Source organism: Spirosoma fluminis (assembly GCF_054778895.1).
Window position 1 is genome coordinate 16,355 of record NZ_BAAGZD010000004.1, and the last position, 22,417, is coordinate 38,771.

The 22,417-nt window shown below is 51.5% G+C and carries 19 protein-coding genes; 6 read left to right on the forward strand and 13 right to left on the reverse strand.

All coding sequences use genetic code 11. From position 1 onward, the window contains the following. Positions 1-41: 41 nt before the first annotated feature. Together ACYVBJ_RS05465 and ACYVBJ_RS05470 are read left to right on the forward strand one after the other, a co-directional pair. Positions 42-947 (forward strand): 3-keto-disaccharide hydrolase, encoded by a 906-nt coding sequence (locus ACYVBJ_RS05465; RefSeq protein WP_460981288.1) that lies wholly within the window; start codon positions 42-44, stop codon positions 945-947. 28 nt (positions 948-975) lie between these two features. After that, the gene (locus tag ACYVBJ_RS05470; RefSeq protein WP_460981289.1) at positions 976-2,133 is read left to right on the forward strand and encodes a DUF1624 domain-containing protein; all 1,158 of its coding nucleotides are present in this window, start codon (positions 976-978) and stop codon (positions 2,131-2,133) included. 16 nt (positions 2,134-2,149) lie between these two features. Here the strand turns inward: ACYVBJ_RS05470 and ACYVBJ_RS05475 are convergent, their stop codons facing one another. Further along, a complete protein-coding gene (locus tag ACYVBJ_RS05475; RefSeq protein WP_460981290.1) occupies positions 2,150-3,469 on the reverse strand; it encodes a DEAD/DEAH box helicase in 1,320 nt (439 codons plus the stop codon). Positions 3,470-3,565: 96 nt separating this feature from the next. Then, positions 3,566-3,988, reverse strand: coding sequence for an EamA family transporter (locus ACYVBJ_RS05480; protein WP_460981291.1), 423 nt, complete (start codon positions 3,986-3,988; stop codon positions 3,566-3,568). A gap of 217 nt (positions 3,989-4,205) precedes the next feature. Between ACYVBJ_RS05480 and ACYVBJ_RS05485 the strand changes: the two genes are divergently transcribed. The 3 genes from ACYVBJ_RS05485 to ACYVBJ_RS05495 all read left to right on the forward strand — a co-directional run bounded on the left by ACYVBJ_RS05485 (position 4,206) and on the right by ACYVBJ_RS05495 (position 8,751). Next, positions 4,206-5,534, forward strand: a complete 1,329-nt coding sequence (locus ACYVBJ_RS05485; RefSeq protein ID WP_460981292.1) for a DEAD/DEAH box helicase — start codon at positions 4,206-4,208, stop codon at positions 5,532-5,534. 44 nt (positions 5,535-5,578) lie between these two features. Then, entirely contained in the window at positions 5,579-6,721 is a 1,143-nt protein-coding gene (locus ACYVBJ_RS05490) for a DEAD/DEAH box helicase (RefSeq protein ID WP_460981293.1), read from the forward strand. A gap of 233 nt (positions 6,722-6,954) precedes the next feature. Continuing rightward, the gene (locus ACYVBJ_RS05495) at positions 6,955-8,751 is read left to right on the forward strand and encodes a M61 family metallopeptidase (protein ID WP_460981294.1); all 1,797 of its coding nucleotides are present in this window, start codon (positions 6,955-6,957) and stop codon (positions 8,749-8,751) included. A gap of 127 nt (positions 8,752-8,878) precedes the next feature. On the opposite strand, the gene ACYVBJ_RS05500 is transcribed toward ACYVBJ_RS05495, so the two are convergent. From ACYVBJ_RS05500 to ACYVBJ_RS05525, 6 genes are all read right to left on the reverse strand, one after another. Further along, positions 8,879-9,370, reverse strand: coding sequence for a DinB family protein (locus ACYVBJ_RS05500; protein WP_460981295.1), 492 nt, complete (start codon positions 9,368-9,370; stop codon positions 8,879-8,881). Between the two features lie 184 nt (positions 9,371-9,554). After that, positions 9,555-11,732: a glycoside hydrolase family 20 zincin-like fold domain-containing protein gene (locus tag ACYVBJ_RS05505; RefSeq protein ID WP_460981296.1), complete on the reverse strand. Its 2,178-nt coding sequence runs from the start codon at positions 11,730-11,732 to the stop codon at positions 9,555-9,557. 13 nt (positions 11,733-11,745) lie between these two features. Beyond that, positions 11,746-12,708: a sugar phosphate isomerase/epimerase family protein gene (locus ACYVBJ_RS05510; RefSeq protein WP_460981297.1), complete on the reverse strand. Its 963-nt coding sequence runs from the start codon at positions 12,706-12,708 to the stop codon at positions 11,746-11,748. Between the two features lie 34 nt (positions 12,709-12,742). Further along, positions 12,743-13,972: an MFS transporter gene (locus ACYVBJ_RS05515; protein ID WP_460981298.1), complete on the reverse strand. Its 1,230-nt coding sequence runs from the start codon at positions 13,970-13,972 to the stop codon at positions 12,743-12,745. Between the two features lie 104 nt (positions 13,973-14,076). Beyond that, the gene (locus ACYVBJ_RS05520) at positions 14,077-15,030 is read right to left on the reverse strand and encodes a sugar phosphate isomerase/epimerase family protein (protein ID WP_460981299.1); all 954 of its coding nucleotides are present in this window, start codon (positions 15,028-15,030) and stop codon (positions 14,077-14,079) included. A 5-nt stretch (positions 15,031-15,035) separates the two neighbouring features. Next, on the reverse strand, positions 15,036-17,795 hold the full coding sequence (locus tag ACYVBJ_RS05525; protein ID WP_460981300.1) for a PQQ-dependent sugar dehydrogenase: 2,760 nt from the start codon (positions 17,793-17,795) through the stop codon (positions 15,036-15,038). Between the two features lie 352 nt (positions 17,796-18,147). Here ACYVBJ_RS05525 and ACYVBJ_RS05530 point away from each other — a divergent pair, with 352 nt between their 5' ends. Next, positions 18,148-18,705 (forward strand): hypothetical protein, encoded by a 558-nt coding sequence (locus ACYVBJ_RS05530; protein WP_460981301.1) that lies wholly within the window; start codon positions 18,148-18,150, stop codon positions 18,703-18,705. Positions 18,706-18,747: 42 nt separating this feature from the next. On the opposite strand, the gene ACYVBJ_RS05535 is transcribed toward ACYVBJ_RS05530, so the two are convergent. The 5 genes from ACYVBJ_RS05535 to ACYVBJ_RS05555 all read right to left on the reverse strand — a co-directional run bounded on the left by ACYVBJ_RS05535 (position 18,748) and on the right by ACYVBJ_RS05555 (position 22,245). Next, positions 18,748-19,311 carry a DinB family protein gene (locus tag ACYVBJ_RS05535; RefSeq protein ID WP_460981302.1) on the reverse strand — a complete coding sequence of 188 codons (564 nt, stop codon included), beginning with the start codon at positions 19,309-19,311 and terminating at the stop codon, positions 18,748-18,750. 37 nt (positions 19,312-19,348) lie between these two features. After that, entirely contained in the window at positions 19,349-20,074 is a 726-nt protein-coding gene (locus tag ACYVBJ_RS05540) for a pseudouridine synthase (protein WP_460981303.1), read from the reverse strand. 118 nt (positions 20,075-20,192) lie between these two features. Next, positions 20,193-20,531, reverse strand: a complete 339-nt coding sequence (locus ACYVBJ_RS05545; RefSeq protein ID WP_460981304.1) for a LytR/AlgR family response regulator transcription factor — start codon at positions 20,529-20,531, stop codon at positions 20,193-20,195. Positions 20,532-20,627: 96 nt separating this feature from the next. Then, positions 20,628-21,053 carry a hypothetical protein gene (locus tag ACYVBJ_RS05550; RefSeq protein WP_460981305.1) on the reverse strand — a complete coding sequence of 142 codons (426 nt, stop codon included), beginning with the start codon at positions 21,051-21,053 and terminating at the stop codon, positions 20,628-20,630. 106 nt (positions 21,054-21,159) lie between these two features. Further along, positions 21,160-22,245, reverse strand: coding sequence for a DUF5694 domain-containing protein (locus ACYVBJ_RS05555; protein ID WP_460981306.1), 1,086 nt, complete (start codon positions 22,243-22,245; stop codon positions 21,160-21,162). Positions 22,246-22,417 lie beyond the last annotated feature (172 nt).

The following is a 22,417-nucleotide window of genomic DNA, read 5'->3' on the forward strand; positions in this document are numbered from 1 at the left end:
TAATCTGGTCGCTGCGATAAAGAAAGTAGACCCTGAACCGGATGAGAACCCTTTTTTCGCCTTTTGTGAGCCTGCTCCTTTTGCTGAGCCTCAGTTCTTCGATTTTAGCCCAGACCGATGCGAATCGAAAGGAGTGGGTGACGCTGTTCAACGGCAAAGACCTGAGTGGCTGGGATATTAAGATCGCTGGCCAGCCGCTGAACGATAACTATAAAAACACCTTTCGAGTGGAGAAGGGCGTACTCCGTATCGCCTATGACCAATACCAAAGCTTCGACGGTAAATTTGGTCATCTGTATTACAACAAGCCGTTTTCTTACTACATCGTCCGCTTTACGTATCGCTTCGTCGGTAACCAGACCCCCGGCGGAGCTGCCTGGAATGTCCGCAACAGTGGTGTCATGATACACTCGCAGTCAGCCGCCAGCTTGTCGATGGGTCAGGATTTTCCGGTATCGCTGGAGGTGCAATTGCTGGGCGGTCTGGGCAAAGGGCCCCGTCATACCGCAAACTTATGCACGCCCGGCACGCAGGTCTACATAAACAGCAAACTTGATCAGGCACACTGCATTGACTCCGATTCAAAAACGTTTGACGGTGATCAGTGGGTAACGGCCGAAGCTATCGTGTACGGCGATTCGGTAATTCATCACGTGGTCGAAGGCGATACGGTGCTAACGTACCAGCGGCCCGAAGTTGGCGGAGGCTTTGTCAGCAAAGATTACGACTGGAAATCGGCCCATATCGACAATGGCGCGTACTGGATAAGCCGGGCCAATACGCCTTTAAAAGAAGGGTATATTGCCTTACAGGCCGAGAGTCACCCCATTGATTTCCGCAGTGTCGAAGTGCTTAATTTGCAGGGCTGCACCGATCCCAAGGCGCTGAATTACAAATCTTATTATGTAAAGTCGGACAACACCCAATGTCGGTATGGAAAGAAGTAGCTCACTTGCTGCCGCCTATCCCACTCAAATGAGTCGCGTCACCGCTATTGACGTCACAAGGGGCCTGGTTATGGTGATCATGGCATTAGACCATATACGCGACCTGCTGCATATCACGGCCATGAACCAGAACCCAACGGATCTGGCAACGGCAACACCGGGCGTGTTTCTGACGCGCTGGATTACGCATCTGTGCGCGCCAACGTTTGTGTTTTTGTCGGGCACATCAGCGTATCTGTCCCTGCGCAAACGGAATACGGCGGAGGCTCGTCAGTTTCTGCTCAAACGCGGTATTGTGCTGATTGTGCTTGAGCTTACGATCGTCAACTTCGCGTTCTGGTTCGACATTCAGTTTCGGTCCATACTGATCCAGGTAATCTACGCAATTGGGGCCGGATTCATTGTATTGTCTTTCCCGGCCAAGCTTCCCACCCGGCAACTTGGTATCATTGGGTTAGTTATCATCGTTTTACACGACGTTCTGTTGCTGGTGCCTCCGTTTACCAACCAGGCTGCGCGATTTGGCTGGGCGTTGCTGTTCCGACCCGATTTCTTTCAGTTCAGTCCGAATTTCGGTCTGTTCGTGGCTTATCCGCTGATTCCATGGCTGGGGATTATGCTGGCCGGTTTCGCATTTGGCCGACTGATGGAGCAGCCATTGGCTCAGCGGAAACGTAGCGTATTGCAGATCGGCTTAGGCGCACTAGGGTTGTTCATTCTGATCCGCTTCATTAACGTATACGGCGATGCGGTTCCGTGGACTTCCCAAAAAAATGCGCTCTATACGTTTCTGTCGTTCATTAACGTCAGCAAGTATCCGCCCTCTTTGCTCTATACCTTACTGATGCTGGGTATTGCCCTGGTTTTTCTGTCACTCACTGACGGTGCAGATAACGTGATAAGCCGAATCTTAACGGTGTACGGCAAAGTGCCGATGTTCTACTACATCCTGCACTGGTATCTGGTACACCTGGCAATGATCGGGATGGTTGTAGCGCAGGGATATGGTTTCTCCGCTATTCAGCCGGGCGTGCTTAACTTCGGTCGACCGGCCGGGGCGGGCATATCACTCGGACTTGTTTATGCCGTCTGGTTCGGCCTGGTTGTACTGCTGTATCCGCTGTGTAAGTGGTATGGCCGATACAAAGCCGCTCACCCCGAAAATGGCCTGCTGCGTTACGTATAAGAACCGCTTTCAACGCCTACCGCGCTACTTCAATCTTGTACTTTTTGCCTTTCATTTTTTCGTCTTTAATCTGAGTCAGCAGCGCTTTGACTTTAGTGGCCCTGACTGCGGCAAACGACATAAAATCTTTCACTTCGATCAGGCCCAGATCGCCGGGAGCTAACTTTCCTTTTTGGGAGAGAAAGCCCACGATGTCAACTTTATTGAGCTTGTTTTTCCGGCCGCCACTGATGTACAGCGTCTGAAAATCGGGGGGTTCGGGCAAAGGACTGCTCTCGGGCAAATGTAACGTATCGAGCGAGTCGGGTAAGTAATTGCGCGTTTCGGAGGGAGCGAGGATTACGTAGGCTGTGCCCGACGCGTGCATCCGGGCGGTGCGGCCATTGCGATGCGTAAACTCGTGCTCGTGAAGCGGTAAGTCGTAATGAATGACGTGCTTCATCTCGGGTATGTCGAGCCCGCGGGCGGCTAAGTCGGTCGTGATCAGGTAGCGCACACTGCCGTTCCGGAACTGGATCAGCGCCCGTTCGCGGATGTCCTGCTCAAGACCACCGTGATAGACGAGCGAGTGAATTCCTTCTTCAGCGAGTGAGCTGCTGATCTGCTCGGCAGTTTCGCGGAGATTACAGAACACCAGCGCTGGCTCTGAATTCAGCGAACAAAGCAGCCGAAGCAACGTATCGAATTTTGGAGCCGGTGTCGCGTAAACAACGTGTATCGTTAAGCTGGCGGGCTGATCTTCATCGGCACCGAACGTTAAGGTTGTGGGGTTGTTAAGCCGGACGAAGGCCGGGATCGAAATGCCCGACGTAGCCGACACCAGTACACGTTTGCGGAGATTCGGCAGACTACCCACGATGAACGCCATCTCCTCGTGGAAGCCCAGCGTCAGCGACTTATCGAACTCATCGAGGATCAATGTATGAACGCCCTCGAGCGAAAATGTCTGGCGGTTTACGTGGTCGGTGATGCGGCCGGGTGTTCCAATCAATAGGGCAGGGGGATTGCTCAGGTTTTTGATCTCCGTTTCCATGGCATGACCACCGTAGCAGACGTTGACTTTATACCCCGTCGCCATCTTTTTCCAGACCTGTTCAATCTGTAACGCGAGCTCGCGCGAGGGCGTCAGAATCAGGCACTGCACCGTGTTCTGATCCGGCTTGAGTAAGGAAATGATGGGTAGCAAAAAACCAACGGTCTTGCCAGAACCCGTGGGAGAGATCAAAAAGGTGTCGTTATCCCGTAAAATAGCCGTTTGCGCGGCTTCCTGCATGGGATTGAGGGTCGTAATGCCAAGATTCGCTAAAACCCGACTCTGTTCTTCAGTGGTAATCATCTGGCAAAGCAACACTTAAAATGGCATACGAGAGTAATCCTGACACGTCTTTACGATAAATTGATGACGTGGGCTACGCGTCAGCAACGCCCGATCTTACTTACGGGCGACGGTGATGAGGATAGCCCCAGTAGCCATTAACAAGGCGCCAACAATTACCTGCCAGTTTATTTTTTCTTTTAAAAATATAACGGCAAGGGTAATGGAAAATACCAACGAAACTTTGTCTAATGAAGAGGTCCGTGCGGCATCACCGAGCTTAAGTGCCCGGAAGGAAAGCAGTGAAGAAACACAGGTGACAATGCCAGCTGTAATTAGGTATATCCATACCCGACGATCAATACGTCCTAGATCCGCTAAACGCCCTTGGCTGATTACTACGCTCCAGGAAACTATCAGAATCAACACCGACTGAATGGCAAACGCCACGCTCGAATCGACCTGTTTAATGCCAGCTTTCGAAAGCGTTACAACAATAGCGGTCGCAAGGGCTGCCAGTAATGAAAAAAGTATCCACATGTGATCAAAGGACAACCGTACCGTTAGTAGCCGGTAAGATGATGTATCAGATTGATGATAAAGTCCAGAGGAAAGCTATATAAGCCTAACTTGGTAATCTGCTTTTTGTTAAGATTTCGGTCGACAGAGCAATAAGCAGAAGGCTTCTGATGAGGTAGTCGATGTGAATCACTCAGATTAGCCGTACCTTCGGGGTCCTGTTTCAACAGCATGAGTTATGACATTTGCCGATTTAAACCTAAATAAGCCCCTTATCAACGCCTTAAATGACCTGGGGTACACAACGCCCACGCCGATTCAGGAGAAGGTGTTTTCGGTGGTTATGTCAGGACGCGATGTGTGCGGTATTGCCCAGACGGGAACGGGTAAAACGCTGGCTTATTTGCTGCCCTGTCTGCGTCAGTTTCAGTTTTCGAAAGACAAGCTGCCTCAGATTCTGATTATTGTTCCCACGCGGGAACTGGTGGTGCAGGTGGTCGAAACCGTCAATAGGCTCACCCCCTACATGAGCGTTGTGGCAGTGGGTGTGTACGGGGGCGTAAACCTGAAACCACAGGCCGCCCAGGTACAGCAGGGCGTAGATGTGCTGGTTGCCACGCCCGGACGTCTGGTCGATCTGCTGTCGAACGGTATTCTAAAGACAAAAGCAATCAGAAAACTGGTGATTGATGAGGTCGACGAGATGCTGAATCTTGGGTTCCGGGCGCAACTGACCACTATCTTGGATTTGTTGCCGCCTAAACGGCAGAACCTTCTTTTCTCCGCGACGCTTGGCGAAGACGTGGAGCAGTTGATCAATACGTATTTTAATAATCCGATTCGGGTTGAAGCGGCACCGGTCGGTACGCCTTTAGAAAACATCACCCAGACGGCTTATTACGTTCCTAACTTCTATACCAAGGTTAACTTGCTGGAGTTGCTGCTTCGTCGGGATGCGGACATGACCAAGGTGCTCGTTTTTGCCGCCACCAAGCAGCAGGCGGATCTGTTGTTCGAGAAAATAAACGAGGATTTTCCGGATCAGGTTGGGGTAATCCATTCGAATAAAGCACAGAACCATCGGTTCGAGGCCGTTAAGCTGTTCGACTCGGGTACGTACCGGATCTTGATTGCCACCGACGTTATTGCCCGCGGTATCGACGTAGCGGAGGTGTCGCACGTAATTAATTTGGATACGCCGGATGTGCCCGAGGCCTATATCCACCGCATCGGCCGGACGGGCCGCGCCGATAAAAAAGGAATCGCTGTTACGTTCATTTCGGAAGCCGAAAAAGAATATCAGGCGGCCATTGAAGGGTTGATGAATTATGAGATTCCGATCCATTCGCTGCCGCATAATCTGGTTGTCTCGGATGAACTGACCGACGACGAGAAGCCGAAGGTGAACATGAAAGCTCCGCCCCTAAAACTGCCTAAACCAGACGAAGGGGGAGGGGCTTTTCACGAGAAAACCGATAAGAATAAAAAGGTAAATGTTCGCCGGGACCATGCCGCCGAAAAACGCTTAAAATACGGCCGACCCATCAAACGGAGCGGTAAAAAATAGTCAATAAATGGTCTAGACTGGCTTTATTGACAAACTTTATAATTATGTCATTTGCATCACTTGGGTTATCGGAGCCGCTGGTAAATGCCGTTGCGGACCAACAGTATACACGACCTTATCCTATTCAGCAGGACGCTATTCCGGCCATCCTGCGGGGAAAGGATATACTGGGTATTGCCAAAACCGGCTCTGGCAAAACGGCCAGTTTTGTATTGCCTATTCTGGAACTGTTTCACCGTACAAAAACCGTTAACAGCCGCTATGCCAGTGTACTGGTGCTGGTGCCAACGCGGGAACTGGCTGTTCAGGTCGCCGACGTGTTCGATACGTTGGGCGCTCACCTGTTTCCGAAGGTGAAGACGGTGCCCGTGTACGGGGGCGTATCGATCAATCCGCAGATGATTGCGGTGCACGGAGCTGATATTGTTGTCGCTACACCAGGTCGATTGCTGGATTTGGTCACTCAGAACGCGTTACGTCTGTCGGATATTGAGATCCTGGTGCTCGACGAAGCCGATAAAATGCTGGATCTCGGTTTTGCCGATGAGATGAATCAGCTATTCGAGAAGATACCTGAGAAACGGCAGACGATTTTGTTCTCAGCAACGCTGGGTGAAGCCATACAAGATATCAATACGTCGCTGTTACGAAGTCCACAAAAAATAGAGGTCGTTGAAGAAGAGACAAATCTTGAGCAGATTAAACAACTGGCGTATAAAGTAAGTGCTGAGCGTAAGGGACCGCTGCTGCGATACCTGATCAAAACCGGTCAGATGAAGCAGGTTCTGGTGTTTGTTTCCTCGACGCGAACGGCGGACAATCTGGTCGTAAAACTCAACAAGAACGGTATCCAGTCGGCCGCTATTCACGGTCAGAAAGGGCAGAACATCCGCACCGACGTACTGCGGCAGTTTAAGGCCGGGAAGCTGACGGTAATGGTGGCTACGGACCTGATCTCAAGAGGGATTGATATTGAGCTCCTGCCTTATGTCATCAACTTTGAACTCCCTCGTTCGCCGAAGGACTACGTTCACCGGATTGGCCGGACAGGTCGCGCCGAAGCATCGGGCGAAGCAATCTCGCTGATTACGCCGGATGATGAACATCATTTTAAGATCATCCAGAAAAAGATGGGTAAGCGCGTTGAGCTGATCGATTCCGCTGAGTTTGATTTACAGGGGTATTAGTTAATGTGAGTAGCTGCTGATGCCCGGCCACACTACGGCGGAGTCGAAACGGTCCGCCGTAGTGTGGCCGGGCATCAGCAAATCTTAATTGTAATAATCCCATATTATTCACTCTCACAGCTACCATTCATCATCGAATTTTTCCGTAAAAAAAGTGTCGTTTCGGCCGGGCAACGGATTCCGTTAACTTGCCTGTTCGTATTGATTTTGACGACCAGATTACCTGAAACTATATGAAGACATTAGGCTTTTTCTGCCTGTTTGCCAACGCTCTTTTTTTACAGGCCATAGCTGCAAAACCCACAACGCCACTGGTGTATGAAGTGAACCTGAACGATCGGGCCGATGATCAGTTTAAGGTCACACTACACGTCAACGGACTGACCGCCGACAACGCCGTTTATCAGTTCGCGGCTACGGCTCCCGGCACGTATCAGATCATGGATATTGGCCGCTACGTTCGCTCATTCAAGGCCTATGATGCCAAAGACAGGGAACTCAAAACGCAGCAGGTTTCGACCAACCAATGGAAACTCGATCAGCCGCAGAAAGTACGCACCATCCGCTATAGCATAGCCGAAACCTGGGACACGCCCGTCAACGAACATAAGCCCTATAACATGTGCGGCACGTCGATCGAAAACGATCACGTACTGATCAACGGACAGGGTGTGTTTGGCTTCCCAACCGGCATGCAATCGGCTCCCATTGAGGTAAAGCTCGATTACCCCATGCAATGGTCTGTCGGCACGGCTTTAGATAAAAACAACAAGGGTAACTTCACGGCTGACAATTACGACCGGATTGTGGATTCGCCAATTCTGCTGGGCCGCCTGACCAAAGCGACAACAACCGTAGCCGGGGCGCAGGTTGACGTGTATACATACTCGAAAAGCGATAAGATCAAATCCGATCAGCTGCTGACAAATATGCAGTCAATGCTTAATGCGGCTGGTCAGTTCCTGAAGCAGTTACCGGTAAAACGCTATACATTCCTGTACCACTTTGAAGATCAGGATTGGGGTGCCTGGGAACATTCGTATAGCTCAGAATACGTAATTAAAGAAGAGGAGTTCTCCAAGAAACTGGCCGACAATATGACGTCGATTGCCGCGCACGAGTTCTTTCACGTGGTTACTCCGCTGAATATTCATAGTGAAATCATTGAGCAGTTCAATTTCGTAACGCCCACGCCATCCGAGCATTTGTGGCTGTACGAAGGGGTAACCGAATGGGCGAGCGATGCCATGCAATTGCGGGGTGGCATTATGGACCTGCCGACGTATCTTGACGAACTCAGCCAGAAGATTACCTACGACAAAAGCGTCGACACGACATACAGCCTAAGCAAACTCGGGCTAACCTGCTACACCGACGAAGGCCAGCGTCAGTACGGCAACATCTACGCTCGTGGTGCCTTAGTCGCTGGCTTGCTGGACATTCGTCTGCTGGAATTGTCAGGTGGTAAACGTGGTCTGCGTGAAGTGATCAACGAACTAGCCGCTACGTACGGCCCGAACAAGGCGTTCCCCGAAAAAGAATTCTTTACCATTTTCACGCAGAAAACGTATCCCGAGATTGCTGATTTCTTCAATCGGTACATAAAAGCCGCCGAACCACTGCCTTACAAGGAGTATTACGGCAAGTTGGGCATCACCTACACACCAGCCATCCCAACCGGTGAGAAAACGGCTTCGCTGGGCATGAAACCTGCCTTTTCCGACAATAAGTTTTATTTAACAAAACTGGCCGAGCCGTTGCTGAAAGCGGGCTTACAGGAAAACGATGAGTGGATTGGATTCAATGGCCAACCCGTAAGCATGCAAACAGTTGGCAAAATTCAGGGCGACCTGAAACAGTTGAAGCCGGGCGATACGTACGATGTAGCCGTTCGCCGGAATGGCCAGGAGGTAACCGTTAAAGCGACCATGCTGGAAAAAGAGGTCGTCAGGCAGTATGTATTTGCGGTCGACCCGCAGGCGACTCCTCAACAGGCTCAATTACGCGAAGTGTGGCAGCGGAATCTGTAATTGTGAGCTTGACGAGGGCTTAACGAGAGAGTGAGTGTTAACCAACTTTTGTCATTCCTCCCTACGATCGGAATGACAGAAAAACGAAAAAGCCGACAGATCGTCGGCTTTTTCGTTTTGATTAGAATTATTGCTCGTCAGCGCTTGGTCCATAGCTGCCGGGAATCGGAATGTTTAATAGGCGGAGGTAAACGCCTAGCTGTGCCCGGTGATGAACAACCTGGCAATAGGTAGTACGAATCATTTCGTATTTTGAAGACTTGCTGTAGATCTCATCGCCGTTACGTAGCGTCCACATCGGTTCCAATTGCTCATCTGTGGCCTGACTGATCGATGCTTTCCCGTCGGCCAGGGATTGCTCGAAGAAGTCGAGTAGTTCGTCGGTACTACCGATGCGTTTTGGCTCATAAGGAGCCGTTGCAAAATCAAGTTCGTCGGTATTCAGAACCAGGGTGACCCAGGTTGGTAGTTCGGCAATATGGGTTGTCAGCGACTCGATGTTCATGCTTTTTGGGTGAGGCCGCCAATCGTATTTGTCGTTTGGCACCCGTTCCAGCATTTTACGAGTGGTGATGGCTTCCTGCTCCATTTCCTTTACTAACATCTGAACTAGTGACATAATCTGTTTGCGATTTGGTTGATGTTACAAAGTAAACTGGCACTAGTGACAGCCCTATGTCAGCAGGTTTTCCAAACCCGGAGAAAGGGTTTGAGCCCATAAACTTAGGGTGTATAAACAGCATGTCTACAGGCCGGGAAACGACGATTGGATGGTGCGTTGCGTCAGCAGTTCGCTGTTTCAATCATTTCTCAGCGATGGGCTGCGCTTTCTCCGCAATTTCAATATCCTTTGCTACGGCTGGACGAAGCGTTGCCCAATGGAACCGAAGCTTTTCGTTCTCTTCCCAGCTACGTCCCTTCTGCTCGGTGAAATGCACTAAGGGCATGTCGTTGTAAAGCGGTCGGGTGATGGCAATAACGTTGTCCCAATATCGTAGAGCACCTTTCAAATGTTGAATAGCCGCTTGCTTCATCGCTTCGTTGCCGGTGGTGCGGTAGGTCTGCAACGCTACGGCAGCTTTCAGCTTTTCGGCCAGATGTAACCCCAGGTTCGCCCAGGCTTTCACATCGGCTACTTCGTACAAAAGCGAGCGGTTTGCTGATGCATTAATGGGCCGTACCAGTTGTAGGGCTTTCTGACAATCACTTTCGAGCATCTGAGCCAATCGGGGCGGGGTAATTTTGTCTTTGCCAAATGAGCCGCCCGCGGTCTTAGTCTTTACGTAATCACTGACCGATACGTAGTCTGGGTCAAGCGTTGGCTGGGTGATCTGCTGATTGACGGAGATATAGGAAACGTTCTTGTTGGCGTCGTGCGCCATCATGCCCTCACTGTACAACGAAAAATCCCAGGTAAAGTCGAACGCCGAAGCCAACCGTAAAGGCGTTGAGGACGCCAGTGCATACGCTTCCAGCAGATTCGTAGCTGATGGACCGTACCGACGAACAAATTCAGCCTTAAAAACCGTGTCGGGCGTTTGCGGGTTGTATTGCATCCGTCCCCAGAGCTTGTAAAACAGCCATTGTCGCTCAAAGGCATACCTCCAGTCGACGGGAGTGCCGGGTTTTGTGAAGTAATCTTTAGCTGGAATGTACGTTTCCGACCCCAGAAAATAACCACCTACGTATGACTGATTGTTGGCGGCAATATGCGCCCGAACGAAGCTGGGAACGCCCCACCGCAAACAGAAAAAGTCTTCGTTGCGGACCGTCCAGGTGATTTTATAAGCCTTGGGATCAGGTTTAAAATACGTATCGAAGAGCTTACCGCCATGCACTTTTACCAAGGTAGGAGTTGAATGCGCGTGCGACCAGTTGTATTTTAAGTCAGCCCAGATTGGGCCCTCAATAAAGGGCAGAGCCCCTTCGTTTTCTATGGATTGACGGGTTAACTTCTCCGTGTCAACGCTGGTAATGCCAAGTGAGCCGGTCGTGCTGGAGAACGGAATGCGGTGAACCAGCTTTGTTTTTCGCCCCGCCAGCCGCATACCCTCAATGATGGTTGCCTTCATCCAGTCTTCGCGCTGCTGGGGTGTCATGCCGCCCATAGCCTCACCTAAGGTCAGGCCAAAACCCGTCAGGTCCGGGTATTCCTGTAGCACCTGCGTTACGCACTCACGGGTGTAGCGTTTGACAATCGCTGACGTATCACCATCGATAAAATGGTGGTGGGTCAGGTTGTTCAGTTTTGGATTTACATTGTATGCTTTGGAAAACTCGGGACTGGTAAAGATGTTAAACGGAATCAGATACGTATCAATGGCCCGCTCTTTCGCCATCCGGAAAATCGCCTGAAACAGCGTCTGCCATTCGCGTAGCTGCTGATCGCTAAACGGAGTAGCCGCCGGAAAGTTGGTCGGTCTGATCATGAACGTATACGGATGCAGATTCCACAGGCTCAGCGCATTAAAACGGTTAGCGGCCATCATGTCCAGAAATGCTTTCCAGTATAACGTATCGCGGCAGGTTTCGTAATGCAGATCCAGTGCGTAGCTGTGCCGATACGTGTCCCAGGGCAGGTCAAACTTTATGGCACGTAACGCAAAATGCGGCTGCTCCTTCCGGGCGGTTAGCTTCTGGACAGTTATCCCGTTCTGGAGGTCTTCGACCAAAGAAAGACATCCGTAGATCAGTCCCCGGACATCACCGCCCGTAATAATAAGTTGATTGCCTTTCCGCTCAATGGAGTAGGACTCTGGGCCCAGCTGCTGGTTGACCGGTGCCAGACGTATCGTGTAATCTACCGATTTCGCATCCGTTTTAATAACGTACTTATGAGCGGTCAATGCCTTCGTCAACTGCTCGGTTGCGTACTGGGTTTGCGGAGACGGTTCGGTCTGTTGAATAAATACACGTTGGGCAAAACCGTCAGAATGATAGCCGATCGCTATGAGCAGGAGAGTCAGGAAATTTAATTTCATGTAGTTGATTAATCTAGGAAACCAGTTGACCTACTCGCTCCAGCAATTGCTTGGTGGCCCGAATGCCTTCGTCTTCGCTAAGCGTGTTGCCGCTGTATTCAATGCCCAGGTAACCCAGGAACGACGCTGTTTTGCCTTTCTTTATGATTTGAAGCATACGCGGGTAATCGATGGTTGTCTCATTTCCTTCAGCATCAAACGCGCGGCTTTTGGCGCTTACGCCTTTGGCGAACGGCATCATCTCTTCAGTGCCTTCGTAGCGGTCATATTGCTTGATGCAGGCCTGTGGATTTGGTCCGTTGGTGTCGCGGGCGAGGCAGAAATTATCCAGATCGGGGAGGGTGCCGCAGTACGGGTTATTCACCTGCCGCATCACATTCGCGATCCATTTGCCGTCCGACGAGTAGCCGCCGTGGTTTTCAACAATCACACCAATTTTGTTTTTAGCGCCGTACTCCGAGAGCCGACCTAAGCCGTCGATAGCCGCTTTGGCAACGTCTTCGGCAGTGCCGTTCCCGCGTAGGTTAACCCGAATCGAATGACAGCCGAGAAACTTAGCCGCGTCGATCCACTGGTAATGGCTTTCAACGCCTGCTTTGCGCTTGGCATCGTCGGGTTCGGCGAGTGGCCCTGCCGTGTCGACCATGATCAGCACATTTCGTACACCCAGATCGTCGGTACGCTTTTTTAATTCGCTGAGATTTTGCTGATCGGTGGCCTTATCGCGGAAAAACTGATCGACGTATTCAACGGCGCTGATGCCAAAGTCGTTTTTGGCTTTGGCCGGAAACTCCATATTCGTCAGCTTGCCTGCTTTTATGGTTCGGTTGAGCGACCATTCGGCCAGCGAAATGTTGAAAAACGGTTTCTTCGCGCCGGGGGCGGCTAGTAACTCAGTCGGAAGGCTGGAAAACAGACCTAAGCCAGCGGTTGTCAGGCTAAGATTTTTTATAAACTCACGACGATTGCTATTCATAATGACAAGTTTTTAAGCGATACGTGACTTGTTCTTAAGCTATTGGTGCCGGGGCTTCGGATACAGTTATTGCCGACTTCGATTTTGAACCCCAGACAAAGGCAACGGTAACGATGGTCGCAAAAATGATCGGGACAATCCAGAAGGTTTGCCATTGGAGAAGCGCTTCACTGCCTTGGCCCGTTACAATCCGGTTGAAGGTCCAGCCAGCGGCCAAAGCGCCTAACCCATGCCCGATGCCGTAAGAAATCAGAACAAACAACCCCTGTGCCTGCGCCCGAATCGACACGGGCGCAACCTGATCGGTGTAAATCTGACCCGCTACGTAGACAAAGTCGTAGCACATGCCGTGCAGCAAAATGCCGAGCATCATCATCCACAGTACCGCGTCGGGAGCGGCCAGGGCAAATAATGTATAGCGGAGTACCCAGGCCGACATGCCGATGATGAGCACCCATTTCACGCCGAGCCTGCGGAAGAACCACGGCAGCAAAAGCAGGAATATGGCTTCTGACATATTACCAAACGTCATTTTAAAGGCCGGGTTCGATACGCTGGCTGCTTTCAGGAAAACGGGCACGTAGGAGAAATACGTTGCCAGTGGTATACTGGTCAGCAGCACACTGACCATGAAAACAATGAATGGGCGTGAGTTAAGTTGCCGAACAGCATTGATGCCCAGTATATCCCGAAACGATACGTTCTTGATGGCGCCCTGCGGGGGGATGTTTGGTAACGTAAAGCTATAGAAACCCATCAGGATACCGGCTGTTCCGGCTACCCGCATGGGAATACCTGTTGTATCGCCCTGCAACACCAGACTGACCAGAATACCCGCGGCAATCCAGCCGATGGTTCCGAAAATCCGGACGAGCGGAAACTCTTTTTCGCGGTCGGTGAGCAGGTGAAAGGCGGTGGCGGTGGCGAGTCCCAGCGTAGGCATGTAACAGAGCATGTGGAACAACAGAAACGCCAGAAATAAGGGGGGAGAAGTAACCGCAAAAGGCGCGCAAAAGACAAACAAGCCGCTGAGTACGTGCATAACGCCCATCACCTTCTGTACGGCAAAGAAACGGTCGGCCAGCAGACCCATGAAAAACGGAGCCACAATTGATCCGATCGGGCTTACGACATAGGCCAGGTAGATGAGTTCGGTCATGCCGTTGTTTTTCATGAAGTTCCCGGCGGTTGCGTACCACGAACCCCAGATGAAAAACTGCAGAAACATCATCAGCCGCAGGCGACCTTTCAGAAAACCAGGCATAGAGAGGGTGTGAGGTATGCTTATAAACTGCGATGTATTAGGCATCTGAATATCGGTAGCCTGTAAAGAAACAGGCTACCGAAAAGTCACCATATCACCAGGTGTTAGACAGGCATCGGCTCGAAGCTGCGAACTAGCCCTTTCATGTAATCCAGCGAGATACGGGTTAAATAATCAACCTCCTCAATACCGCCGATCTGGTGGTTACGCAATACGGGCAGGCAGCATTCAGAGACCAGATAGCCCGAATAGTCGTTTCGTTGCAATTCGGCCAGGAACGTTTTGTAGTTGGTTTTGCCGCCGAACGAAGGGGCCGGGTCCTGCACAACTTCTCCTCTATTATTCTCGCTAAAATTCCAGGCCCCGAAGTGCGACAGTACGGTATAAGGCGCGCATTTCTGCACGGCTTCGCGGATGTATTCATCGCTTTGGCGCTCCTGAAAGAGCGGAACATCCAGGCATAATTTCACATTGTCCCGGTCAATTTCCTGCGTCATGGCCAGTAAATCTTCGTATCCTGGTGTCAGTACGGGTGCGTGATTCTGCAACGCCAACGTAATGCCCATGTCGGCGGCCCAGGCGGCTACTTCCCGAATGCCATTAACGGCATGATGCCATTTTCGCAGGTCGGCGGGGTAAAGCTTTTTGTAGTAGTACCCCTTTTCGTAGGGAGCATAAAGCGCAATTTCCTCTTCGTCGTTGATAATACCCGGCCAGGCGGCAAACACCTTAACGAGATCAACGCCCAGATCACGAGCCAATTCAAGCACCATGCGCATCATGGCCAGATTGTTCTCCCGATCTTCCATCAGCCGGCTCGCAAAATTGGACATGCTTTCGACTGCGCAAAGGGCAATGCCTTCCTCCGCGGCAACTTCTTTGATCCGCTCCCGATCGGCTTTGCTCAGATCGAGTGGCGAGGCTACCGGCCGTTTCGTTTCGATTGATAGGGCGTCGAAACCAAGTTCTTTAGCCTTATGGATTTGTTCTTCAAGAGATAGCGCTTTCCCTTTATAGAAAAGGCCAGAATACGAAACGGTTAACAGAGCGAATTTCATAAGGTTTATCGGGTTGACTGAGTTGATTCGGATGGTTTAAATTCTATAGAATTTACCTGCACCAGTATCTGCCTGGGGTTGGCTTTGGGGTTCTTAAAGACGAAATAAACGTCGTGTATGCCAGTTGTTGGTGTCAGCGTAGCCGTTGCACCCGGAGCGCGTCGGCGACCAGTGCCTCCCGCGGTTTGAGCGCCGGTTGAAGGAGCAGGGGCTCGATCACTGATGAATGCGGTTTCCCCAATCAGTGTACCCGTTGGGGAGTCCAGTCGTATTTCAATAATGCCACCCGCGGCATCTGCCCGAGCCGGTGCCTGGGCTGCGAAATTAATCTGACCAATGCCTGTCAGGTCGAGCTGCGAATAGCCTAGATACGAGTCAGAACCAATCATATAAAAGGGCCGGTTCTGCGCGGGTGTCACCTCGGTCCCTTTAGCATGATCGGCTTGTTCGGGCGAAACAACCGGACTGCGCAGGTACAAAATTTTCTCCGACGTAATGGAAGGCAACAATTTTGTACCCTTATCGGCATAGGCTGCTCGTACGATAAAGTAGCCCTTATCGCTTTCGCCCTGGGGAATGTTTGTTGTATACGTACCGGCTACGGGCAGTGGTTTCGTTCCGTTATTTTCCTGCGAAAGGTTCAGTATATATTTCACCATAGCGGAGGCATCGTCGACCGAAAACTGAGGATGGGCGCTCATGCTGGCTTCTCCCCATACACCACTGCCTCCCGAAATGACTTTCCTGGCTAAGCGGCCGACGGCACCCTGGTCGCCTTTATACTTCTGGGCAATACGTTGGTAGGCCGGCCCGACCGACGTGCTGTTGAGTGTATGACAGGCCGGGCAGTCGCTCTCCGCCATAAGCTTCTGGCCGGTTGCATAGCCTGCTGAGGCATCGGCACTGCGGTGGTTCATGGCAACGGCTACCCGGTCGAAACTTTCCGGCATGTAATCGATGCTCACCGCTACCTGATTCGGTTGAATCTTGCCATTGGCCAGGCTTCCGTCTTCCTGATCAGATACCTGTACAGCGTAATCGAGCGTCTGACCCGGCAGGAAGAAGGTTTTGTTGCCCCGACGGATGTCGAACGTTACGTAGGGCGGTTCGTTACCTGCTTTTACCTCCAGCGTCTTCCTGGCTTTCGCACCCCTAGCGTCGGTTACCGTTAACTGTGCTGTATACAGCCCTGCTTTTGTGAAATTAACCGTAGGATTAGCCGTGGTAAAGGTCTGGGCTGGTCCACCTGCATTCTGCGTAATGGTCCAGTGATACGTCAGGGCATCGTGATCGAAATCCGTTGAGCCAGCCGATGAGAAAGTGACTTTAAACGGAATAGCTCCGGCCGTTTTATCAGCGGTTGCCTGTGCAATCGGTTTGCGATTACCGCTATTGTATTCAATTCGAATCAGCCGGGCATTGTCGTTGCCCCGGAACCAGGCACTCCCGTATTCCAGCAGATACAGATCGCCATTGGCGGCAAACTTCATGTCGATGGGGCTGTCGAAGCGTTCGTTTGGCAGAAACCGCTCCATCGACACGTAATTACTTTGTTCATCCAGGGTTACGGCCATGATCCAGCCCCGCATAAAGTCGGTGATGAGCCATTTGCCTTCGTAATAATCAGGAAACGGCCGTTGTGGATTTTTGAAATCGGCTTTATGGTAGATGGGGCCTCCCACGGCGCTACGTCCGCCATTGCCCATGAGCGGAAACTCGTCTGATGCCCGGTATGAATACCAGATCAGGGATTTCTGAGCCGGTGGCAATTCACGTAAACCGGTGTTGTTAGGCGAATCATTTATCGGTTTAGCCGGATTGAATTGTTCGCCCGCTTTGCCCGTTTCGTAATCCCGATCCCAGTAAGCGGCATTATTGCCGACGAAGTAAGGCCATCCGAAATTGCCAGCTTTCCGGGCCTGATTAAATTCATCGTACCCGTATGGCCCTAGTCCAACGGAATCTTTCATGTCTGGACCTACTTCCCCCCAATACAGATAGCCTGTTCGACTGTCGCGCGAAAGTCGCCAGGGATTACGTAGTCCCATGCCGTAAATCTCCGGCCGAGTTTTGGTGCGGTCCGACGGGTCGGTCCCTTTTGCGAACAAATTTCCTTCAGGAATGGTGTACGTACCGTCTGGCTCGGGGTGAATTCGAATCAGTTTCCCTCGCAAATCGTTGGTATTCGACGCTGATTTCTGGGCATCCCAGGGGCTACGGCCTGGTCGTTCGTCAATGGGGGCATAACCGGCTACCAAACTGCTGAACGGACTGGTATTATCGCCGGTAAGCAGATACAGGTTGCCCTGCGGGTCGAATACCATACCGCCACCCGTATGGCAACACTCTTCACGTTGAGTCGGAATCTCCAGCAAAATTTTCTGAGAGTCCATCAGCAGCGTATCTCCTCGCATTTCGTACCGGGCAATTGCATTCTGCGCTTTCTCGCTTTCCTGCGAATAATACACGTAGAGCCAATGATTCTGCTCAAACTTCGGGTCAGGGACAATGCCCATTAGCCCATCTTCGGCTTCTCGTACTTTGCCTTCGCGATTGGTGTATTTCGTGCTTACCGGGATGGTGGCAATGAGCTTTCGCTGGTTGGTAGTCGGATTGAAAAGGTAAATGGCACCTTTCCGTTCGATAAACAACATCCGGCCGTCGGCCAACGGAGCCAGCGCCATGGGCTCGTCCAGTTTTTCGGCCAGCACGACCCGGCTGAATCGATTGTCTTCGGGTTTGTCCCAGCGGGGAACCTTGGTCATCGACAGAAAAGTGGCCAGGCCAAGTAAAACAACTGGTAATCTTACACTTGAAAAGAATGTCATGCAAACGATCTGCTCGTTGAGCGTTACAGTGCGTTTACAAAAGAATTCGACTGGGTTTATTTACCGGCTGGTTGAGTAAATAGTCTACTCAGAGGTATGGCTAATCCGGGCGTATCGCTGGAACGTAGTAGTTGAGCGTGCATCGCTCAACAATTCAGGCGTTGTTTCGGTCAGCTCAGACACTGGTTTAGCCCGTTAGTCAGCACGCCTGTAGGGCAGAGGGCGCGTCTTACTTTGTTTTGTGGATACTCCAACAAAATTAAGGACTAAACAAAACAACAACATGCTGATGAAAACGCTTTTTATGGCTCTTTTCGGATTAATGATGGTATCTGCCGCCTGCAAGAAAAATGAAACAGCTGAAATTGATCCGGTTGAAAATACACCCGCCGATTCCCCTTCTTCAGGAGGCAAAATTCCGGCCGAGCTCGTCGGTAAGTGGTCATACGGTACATTCTCGCCGACCAATTTCTGGGATTACAATGGTACGTATGCCGGTAACGCTTACGAGCAGGCGCTGGTTTTTGAATTTCATGCCGACGGTACGTACGAAGAGTACGTAATCAACTCGACCACCAGCTACAACTGCCGGACCGAAGCCTACACGTACTTCAAAGGAAAGGTAACCGTCAACGCAGCCAATCAGTCATTTGTGATTACGCCTACCAGTGGCCGGTACCGTGGATTTTACGCCTGTGCGCCGAGAAGCAATATAGACCGGGCGGCTAAGTCGAATGAGTTAAAGCAGGAGCAAATGAACTACCAGGTCGAAGCCGGAAAAGCAGCCATTAAACTGTCGGACGCTGAAAATCCGCAGGGCGTTCGGTTGAAGGCTATTTCATGGTAAAACGGCCCGCTTGCTTTCCTCAATAGATGCCATGAACGGTGTTTATTGAGGAAAGTCTGCGCCAGCCTTTAGCTCCTCAACCTGCTTTCGGTGACGCTCCGCGTGAGAAGCCATCACCAGAACTGCCTGATACGCATCCAGCGTGCCCAGGGCCGGGTGCTCAAAGTAACGCAGACGAAGATTATCCTGCACATGCTGAACGTAGGTAATGATGGTGTTACGTTGTTCGTCAAACGCCTGTAAAGCTGCGTCAGTGGTAGCAAAACGACCGGTTGGTACAAAAGGAGTTGGCGCGGACAGGGTAACTTTTCGGCTGCGTACCGCTTTGATTACGTCAACATCCGACACCCGGATGGTTGCTCGCCGGTCTGGATCTTCGGGTAAATTCATGCTGGCGAGGAGGGCGTTCGCAATGCCTTTTTCCACCAGCGCAATATGTTCTACGCATTCGGTAATTGACCACCGATCCGCGCTGGGCTTATGGGCAAGTTGTGCCGGAGACAGGTTTTCGAGCGACTGATGCAGATGAGCCTGGGTTGTTCTCAACGCATCGATGGCGTAGGTACGTTCGGCATCCGTAACGGCTTCGGGTGGTCGATTTTCCATCGGTGGGGTTTTTCGTGAAGTGGCAATATAAAGCCAATCAGGCTGGAACCGGCAATGTATCGATGGCAGCGGTAGCAAATAGTGTCGCGAGCATCCGGGCAAACTCATCCTGCCAGGGAGCCGTGATGGCTATAGATTCGTTCGTGATCGGATGCCGAAAAGCGATCTGGTGTGCGTGCAGAAGCATAGTGTTCATGCCGAACTGTTCGGTGAAGAGTTTGTTCTGCTTGTTGCAGCCGTGTGGCCGGTCACCGATAATAGGATGCAGCACATGCGCCATGTGCTTGCGAAGCTGGTGCATCCGGCCCGTGGTCGGCGTTAACGCAACGAGCGAATAACGGGACGTAGCGTGTTTACCGAGTGGAATCGGGACTTCGGTACGTTGCAGGGTTTTTACGGCCGTAAAGGCGTCCTGTACCGTACCGTCGTCACGACGGAGCGGATAATCGATTTCCAGCGTGTCGTCGGTATACCCTCGAACAATGGCCAGATACGTTTTAGCGACCAGCCCATCGGCAAACTGTTGCTGCATCCCCGCATTCATGGCTTCGTTCAAGGCAAACAAAAGTACACCTCCCGTTTTTCGATCGAGCCGGTGGACGGGATAGACCCGCTGGCCCAACTGATCGCGGAGAAGCTGGACGGCAAATTCGCTGGCGTCACTGGCAATGGGCGACCGATGTACGAGTAATCCATGCGGTTTATTAATCGCAACCAGATCGGCGGAGTGGTACAGGACGGAAAGTGGCCGATGGTCTGTCATTCAATTCGGCTATAATAAACTTTGGCGAATGTATGACTTCGCCAGGTCCTGCAAAACTACGTCAGATTTTTAAGGAAATGCCGGTTCAATCCAGGTTAACGCCCCATCTGGGAACACTTTATACCGCCCGGGCGATCAAGGCGGGTCGTAACCGCCTGGCCTGCCGACGGGATATGGGAAGTTGCCGGGCCTGCGACAGCTCCACGCAGGGAATCTCATGCCGGATTCGGTACGCTACAATGTGGATTGGATTTACCAGGGTTCCTTTATGAATGCGGAGGAAGGTCGGTAAGCGTTCCGACAGCCGTTTCAGGGTAATGGCGACCAGCATGGGCTTATGGTCGGTGAGGTAAACGGTCGTGTAGTTGCCCATCGCTTCTAAATATTCGATGGACGCAATGAGTACGTAACGCTTGCTGGTGAAATGAGGGAGCAGGAGGGTATCGGTTGAGAACATACGCCTGGCAGTAGGTTGGGTGAATAGACGAAGCCGTACATGTGACAACACATAACTGACAGGCACTCAGGACAAGTGCCTGTCAGTCGTTAGTGTTTATTTCGTACCGATTAATTCGTAAGGTGTGCTGCCGTCAGTAGGGGCTACGCTGATAGACAGTTTGTTATTACCTCCTTTCGCAAAGGCTGAATTGTCTTTGAGCAGATTGACTTCGCCATTCCCCGCATCCTGTACGGTAACGTTGTTGACGGTGAACCGGATATCGTCGGCGGCATTGCCATTCGCTACGTCAACCGTCATCTGCACGGACGTAGCGGATTCGCGAACGACATTCAGTCGGCCAGTTGTTTTCGCGTTCACGGTATATAAGGTTCCATTCTGCTTTATGCCCGTCAGGGTGTAATTGCCAACCACACGAGCTGACAATTCAGGATTTGGGTCAGCTTCTTTCTTGCAGGCGGCAAACGAAAGCGCCATGAGCAAAGCAATGCAGGTAATCTGGGTAAAACGAATTGGTTTCATGGGATGAGTTGGTTTAACTGGTGATTGAATTGTATGGACTGAATAAGAAAGCGACAGGAGACGTAACACAAGGTGGCGCGGTGACCGTCGAATCCGGATTGACAGCTTACTTCTGCTGCGCTCGTTCCGGCTCGTACTCGTTCAGGGTATAGACCGTAACGTTGGGCATGGTACGTAGTATGTCGATCATGGTTTTGCGATGGGCCGACCCAACGCCTACCACAACCCGCCGGGCCCCGACCGACCGGGCACGATTGACGATGTTGCGACACATGGCGTCGTTACGCAGTTGCCAGTAGTGGCGCATTTGGGCCGCTTCCTGAGCCGGGAAGCCTTTAAGCTGTTTGAGCAGCAGGTCGCCCCCAAAATTTATGGAGTCCACACGGGCATTGTACAAATCTGTATTGCTGTTGCGGGTGATCTGACCGGTCTGATACACCTGGTTCTCCCGCTTAAAAAAAGCGGTTTGCCAATCCAGGAACGATTTCCAGACCTGATAATTGGCAGAGGTGGTGTCTTTCTCAGCGGCAATGATCCGCTCGGTCTTTGTTGCCACTGAATCCCAGGCGGCTTGCCAGAACAAGTCATACTGTTGACTGTCCATGGGTAGAATCCGGTCCTGGTGCAGTTTATCCAGCAGCGGGAAAAAGATATTATGATACTCGCTGGAGTGGGAGCGATACAGCGAATCGGGTTCGCCCAGGACGCTGCGGTACGTTACGTAATCTTCATTGCTGAAGGCAGGCCGGGCCCGATCAAGGCGGTAGAGTTGGTAACGGGCGTTGCCAAAATCGTGTTTGAGGTACAGTGCCCGGACCAGTTTTATGCGTTCCTGATGCAGCGCTGGCTGCTCACGCAGGCGCTGGTAGGTTTGCCGGATGAACTGATCCGGATTGTTGGGGGCTGGGTACGCATGCTGTTCGATATAAGCCAGTCGTTTTTCGACGGCGGCCTTGTTCCAGTAGTCGGTGAGCGCGTCGTAATCTTCGGGCGATAAGTCCTCGCTGAAAACGGCGTCGGGTCGGAAGGCCAGGGCTTTGTTCAGGGGATAGTCGAATTGTTCGACCGGCGTTTTGCCGTAATTATGCGCTGCGCCGATCAACAGAATTTCGAGTGGCTGATTGGTCGTTCTTTGCGCATGGCTCCTGAATACGGGCGTTAACAGAAGAAGAACAGAGAGTATTGTTTTCATGGGTTTTGGTGCTGTTGCGCCAGGAATGGAACAAAGGTGTAGCTCCGGTCAACGCTTTGCCCACTCTATTCGACCAACCTGCTCAACAAATCGGCTAACGGGCTGCGGCACCGATCAACAGCGGTAAACAGGCCTGAACCTGTTGATCGGTTAAAACGGGGCGTTGGTCGAA

Bases quoted from the DNA above. Each gene is read 5' to 3' on its own strand.
- ACYVBJ_RS05470 (WP_460981289.1), top strand. From the start codon at position 976: ATGAGTCGCGTCACCGCTATTGACGTCACAAGGGGCCTGGTTATGGTG.
- ACYVBJ_RS05500 (WP_460981295.1), bottom strand. From the start codon at position 9,370: ATGTCACTAGTTCAGATGTTAGTAAAGGAAATGGAGCAGGAAGCCATC.
- ACYVBJ_RS05540 (WP_460981303.1), bottom strand. From the start codon at position 20,074: ATGACAGACCATCGGCCACTTTCCGTCCTGTACCACTCCGCCGATCTG.
- ACYVBJ_RS05505 (WP_460981296.1), bottom strand. From the start codon at position 11,732: ATGAAATTAAATTTCCTGACTCTCCTGCTCATAGCGATCGGCTATCAT.
- ACYVBJ_RS05480 (WP_460981291.1), bottom strand. From the start codon at position 3,988: ATGTGGATACTTTTTTCATTACTGGCAGCCCTTGCGACCGCTATTGTT.
- ACYVBJ_RS05485 (WP_460981292.1), top strand. From the start codon at position 4,206: ATGACATTTGCCGATTTAAACCTAAATAAGCCCCTTATCAACGCCTTA.
- ACYVBJ_RS05515 (WP_460981298.1), bottom strand. From the start codon at position 13,972: ATGCCTGGTTTTCTGAAAGGTCGCCTGCGGCTGATGATGTTTCTGCAG.
- ACYVBJ_RS05475 (WP_460981290.1), bottom strand. From the start codon at position 3,469: ATGATTACCACTGAAGAACAGAGTCGGGTTTTAGCGAATCTTGGCATT.
- ACYVBJ_RS05550 (WP_460981305.1), bottom strand. From the start codon at position 21,053: ATGAAACCAATTCGTTTTACCCAGATTACCTGCATTGCTTTGCTCATG.
- ACYVBJ_RS05535 (WP_460981302.1), bottom strand. From the start codon at position 19,311: ATGGAAAATCGACCACCCGAAGCCGTTACGGATGCCGAACGTACCTAC.
- ACYVBJ_RS05510 (WP_460981297.1), bottom strand. From the start codon at position 12,708: ATGAATAGCAATCGTCGTGAGTTTATAAAAAATCTTAGCCTGACAACC.
- ACYVBJ_RS05490 (WP_460981293.1), top strand. From the start codon at position 5,579: ATGTCATTTGCATCACTTGGGTTATCGGAGCCGCTGGTAAATGCCGTT.
- ACYVBJ_RS05555 (WP_460981306.1), bottom strand. From the start codon at position 22,245: ATGAAAACAATACTCTCTGTTCTTCTTCTGTTAACGCCCGTATTCAGG.
- ACYVBJ_RS05520 (WP_460981299.1), bottom strand. From the start codon at position 15,030: ATGAAATTCGCTCTGTTAACCGTTTCGTATTCTGGCCTTTTCTATAAA.
- ACYVBJ_RS05465 (WP_460981288.1), top strand. From the start codon at position 42: ATGAGAACCCTTTTTTCGCCTTTTGTGAGCCTGCTCCTTTTGCTGAGC.
- ACYVBJ_RS05495 (WP_460981294.1), top strand. From the start codon at position 6,955: ATGAAGACATTAGGCTTTTTCTGCCTGTTTGCCAACGCTCTTTTTTTA.
- ACYVBJ_RS05545 (WP_460981304.1), bottom strand. From the start codon at position 20,531: ATGTTCTCAACCGATACCCTCCTGCTCCCTCATTTCACCAGCAAGCGT.
- ACYVBJ_RS05525 (WP_460981300.1), bottom strand. From the start codon at position 17,795: ATGACCAAGGTTCCCCGCTGGGACAAACCCGAAGACAATCGATTCAGC.
- ACYVBJ_RS05530 (WP_460981301.1), top strand. From the start codon at position 18,148: ATGAAAACGCTTTTTATGGCTCTTTTCGGATTAATGATGGTATCTGCC.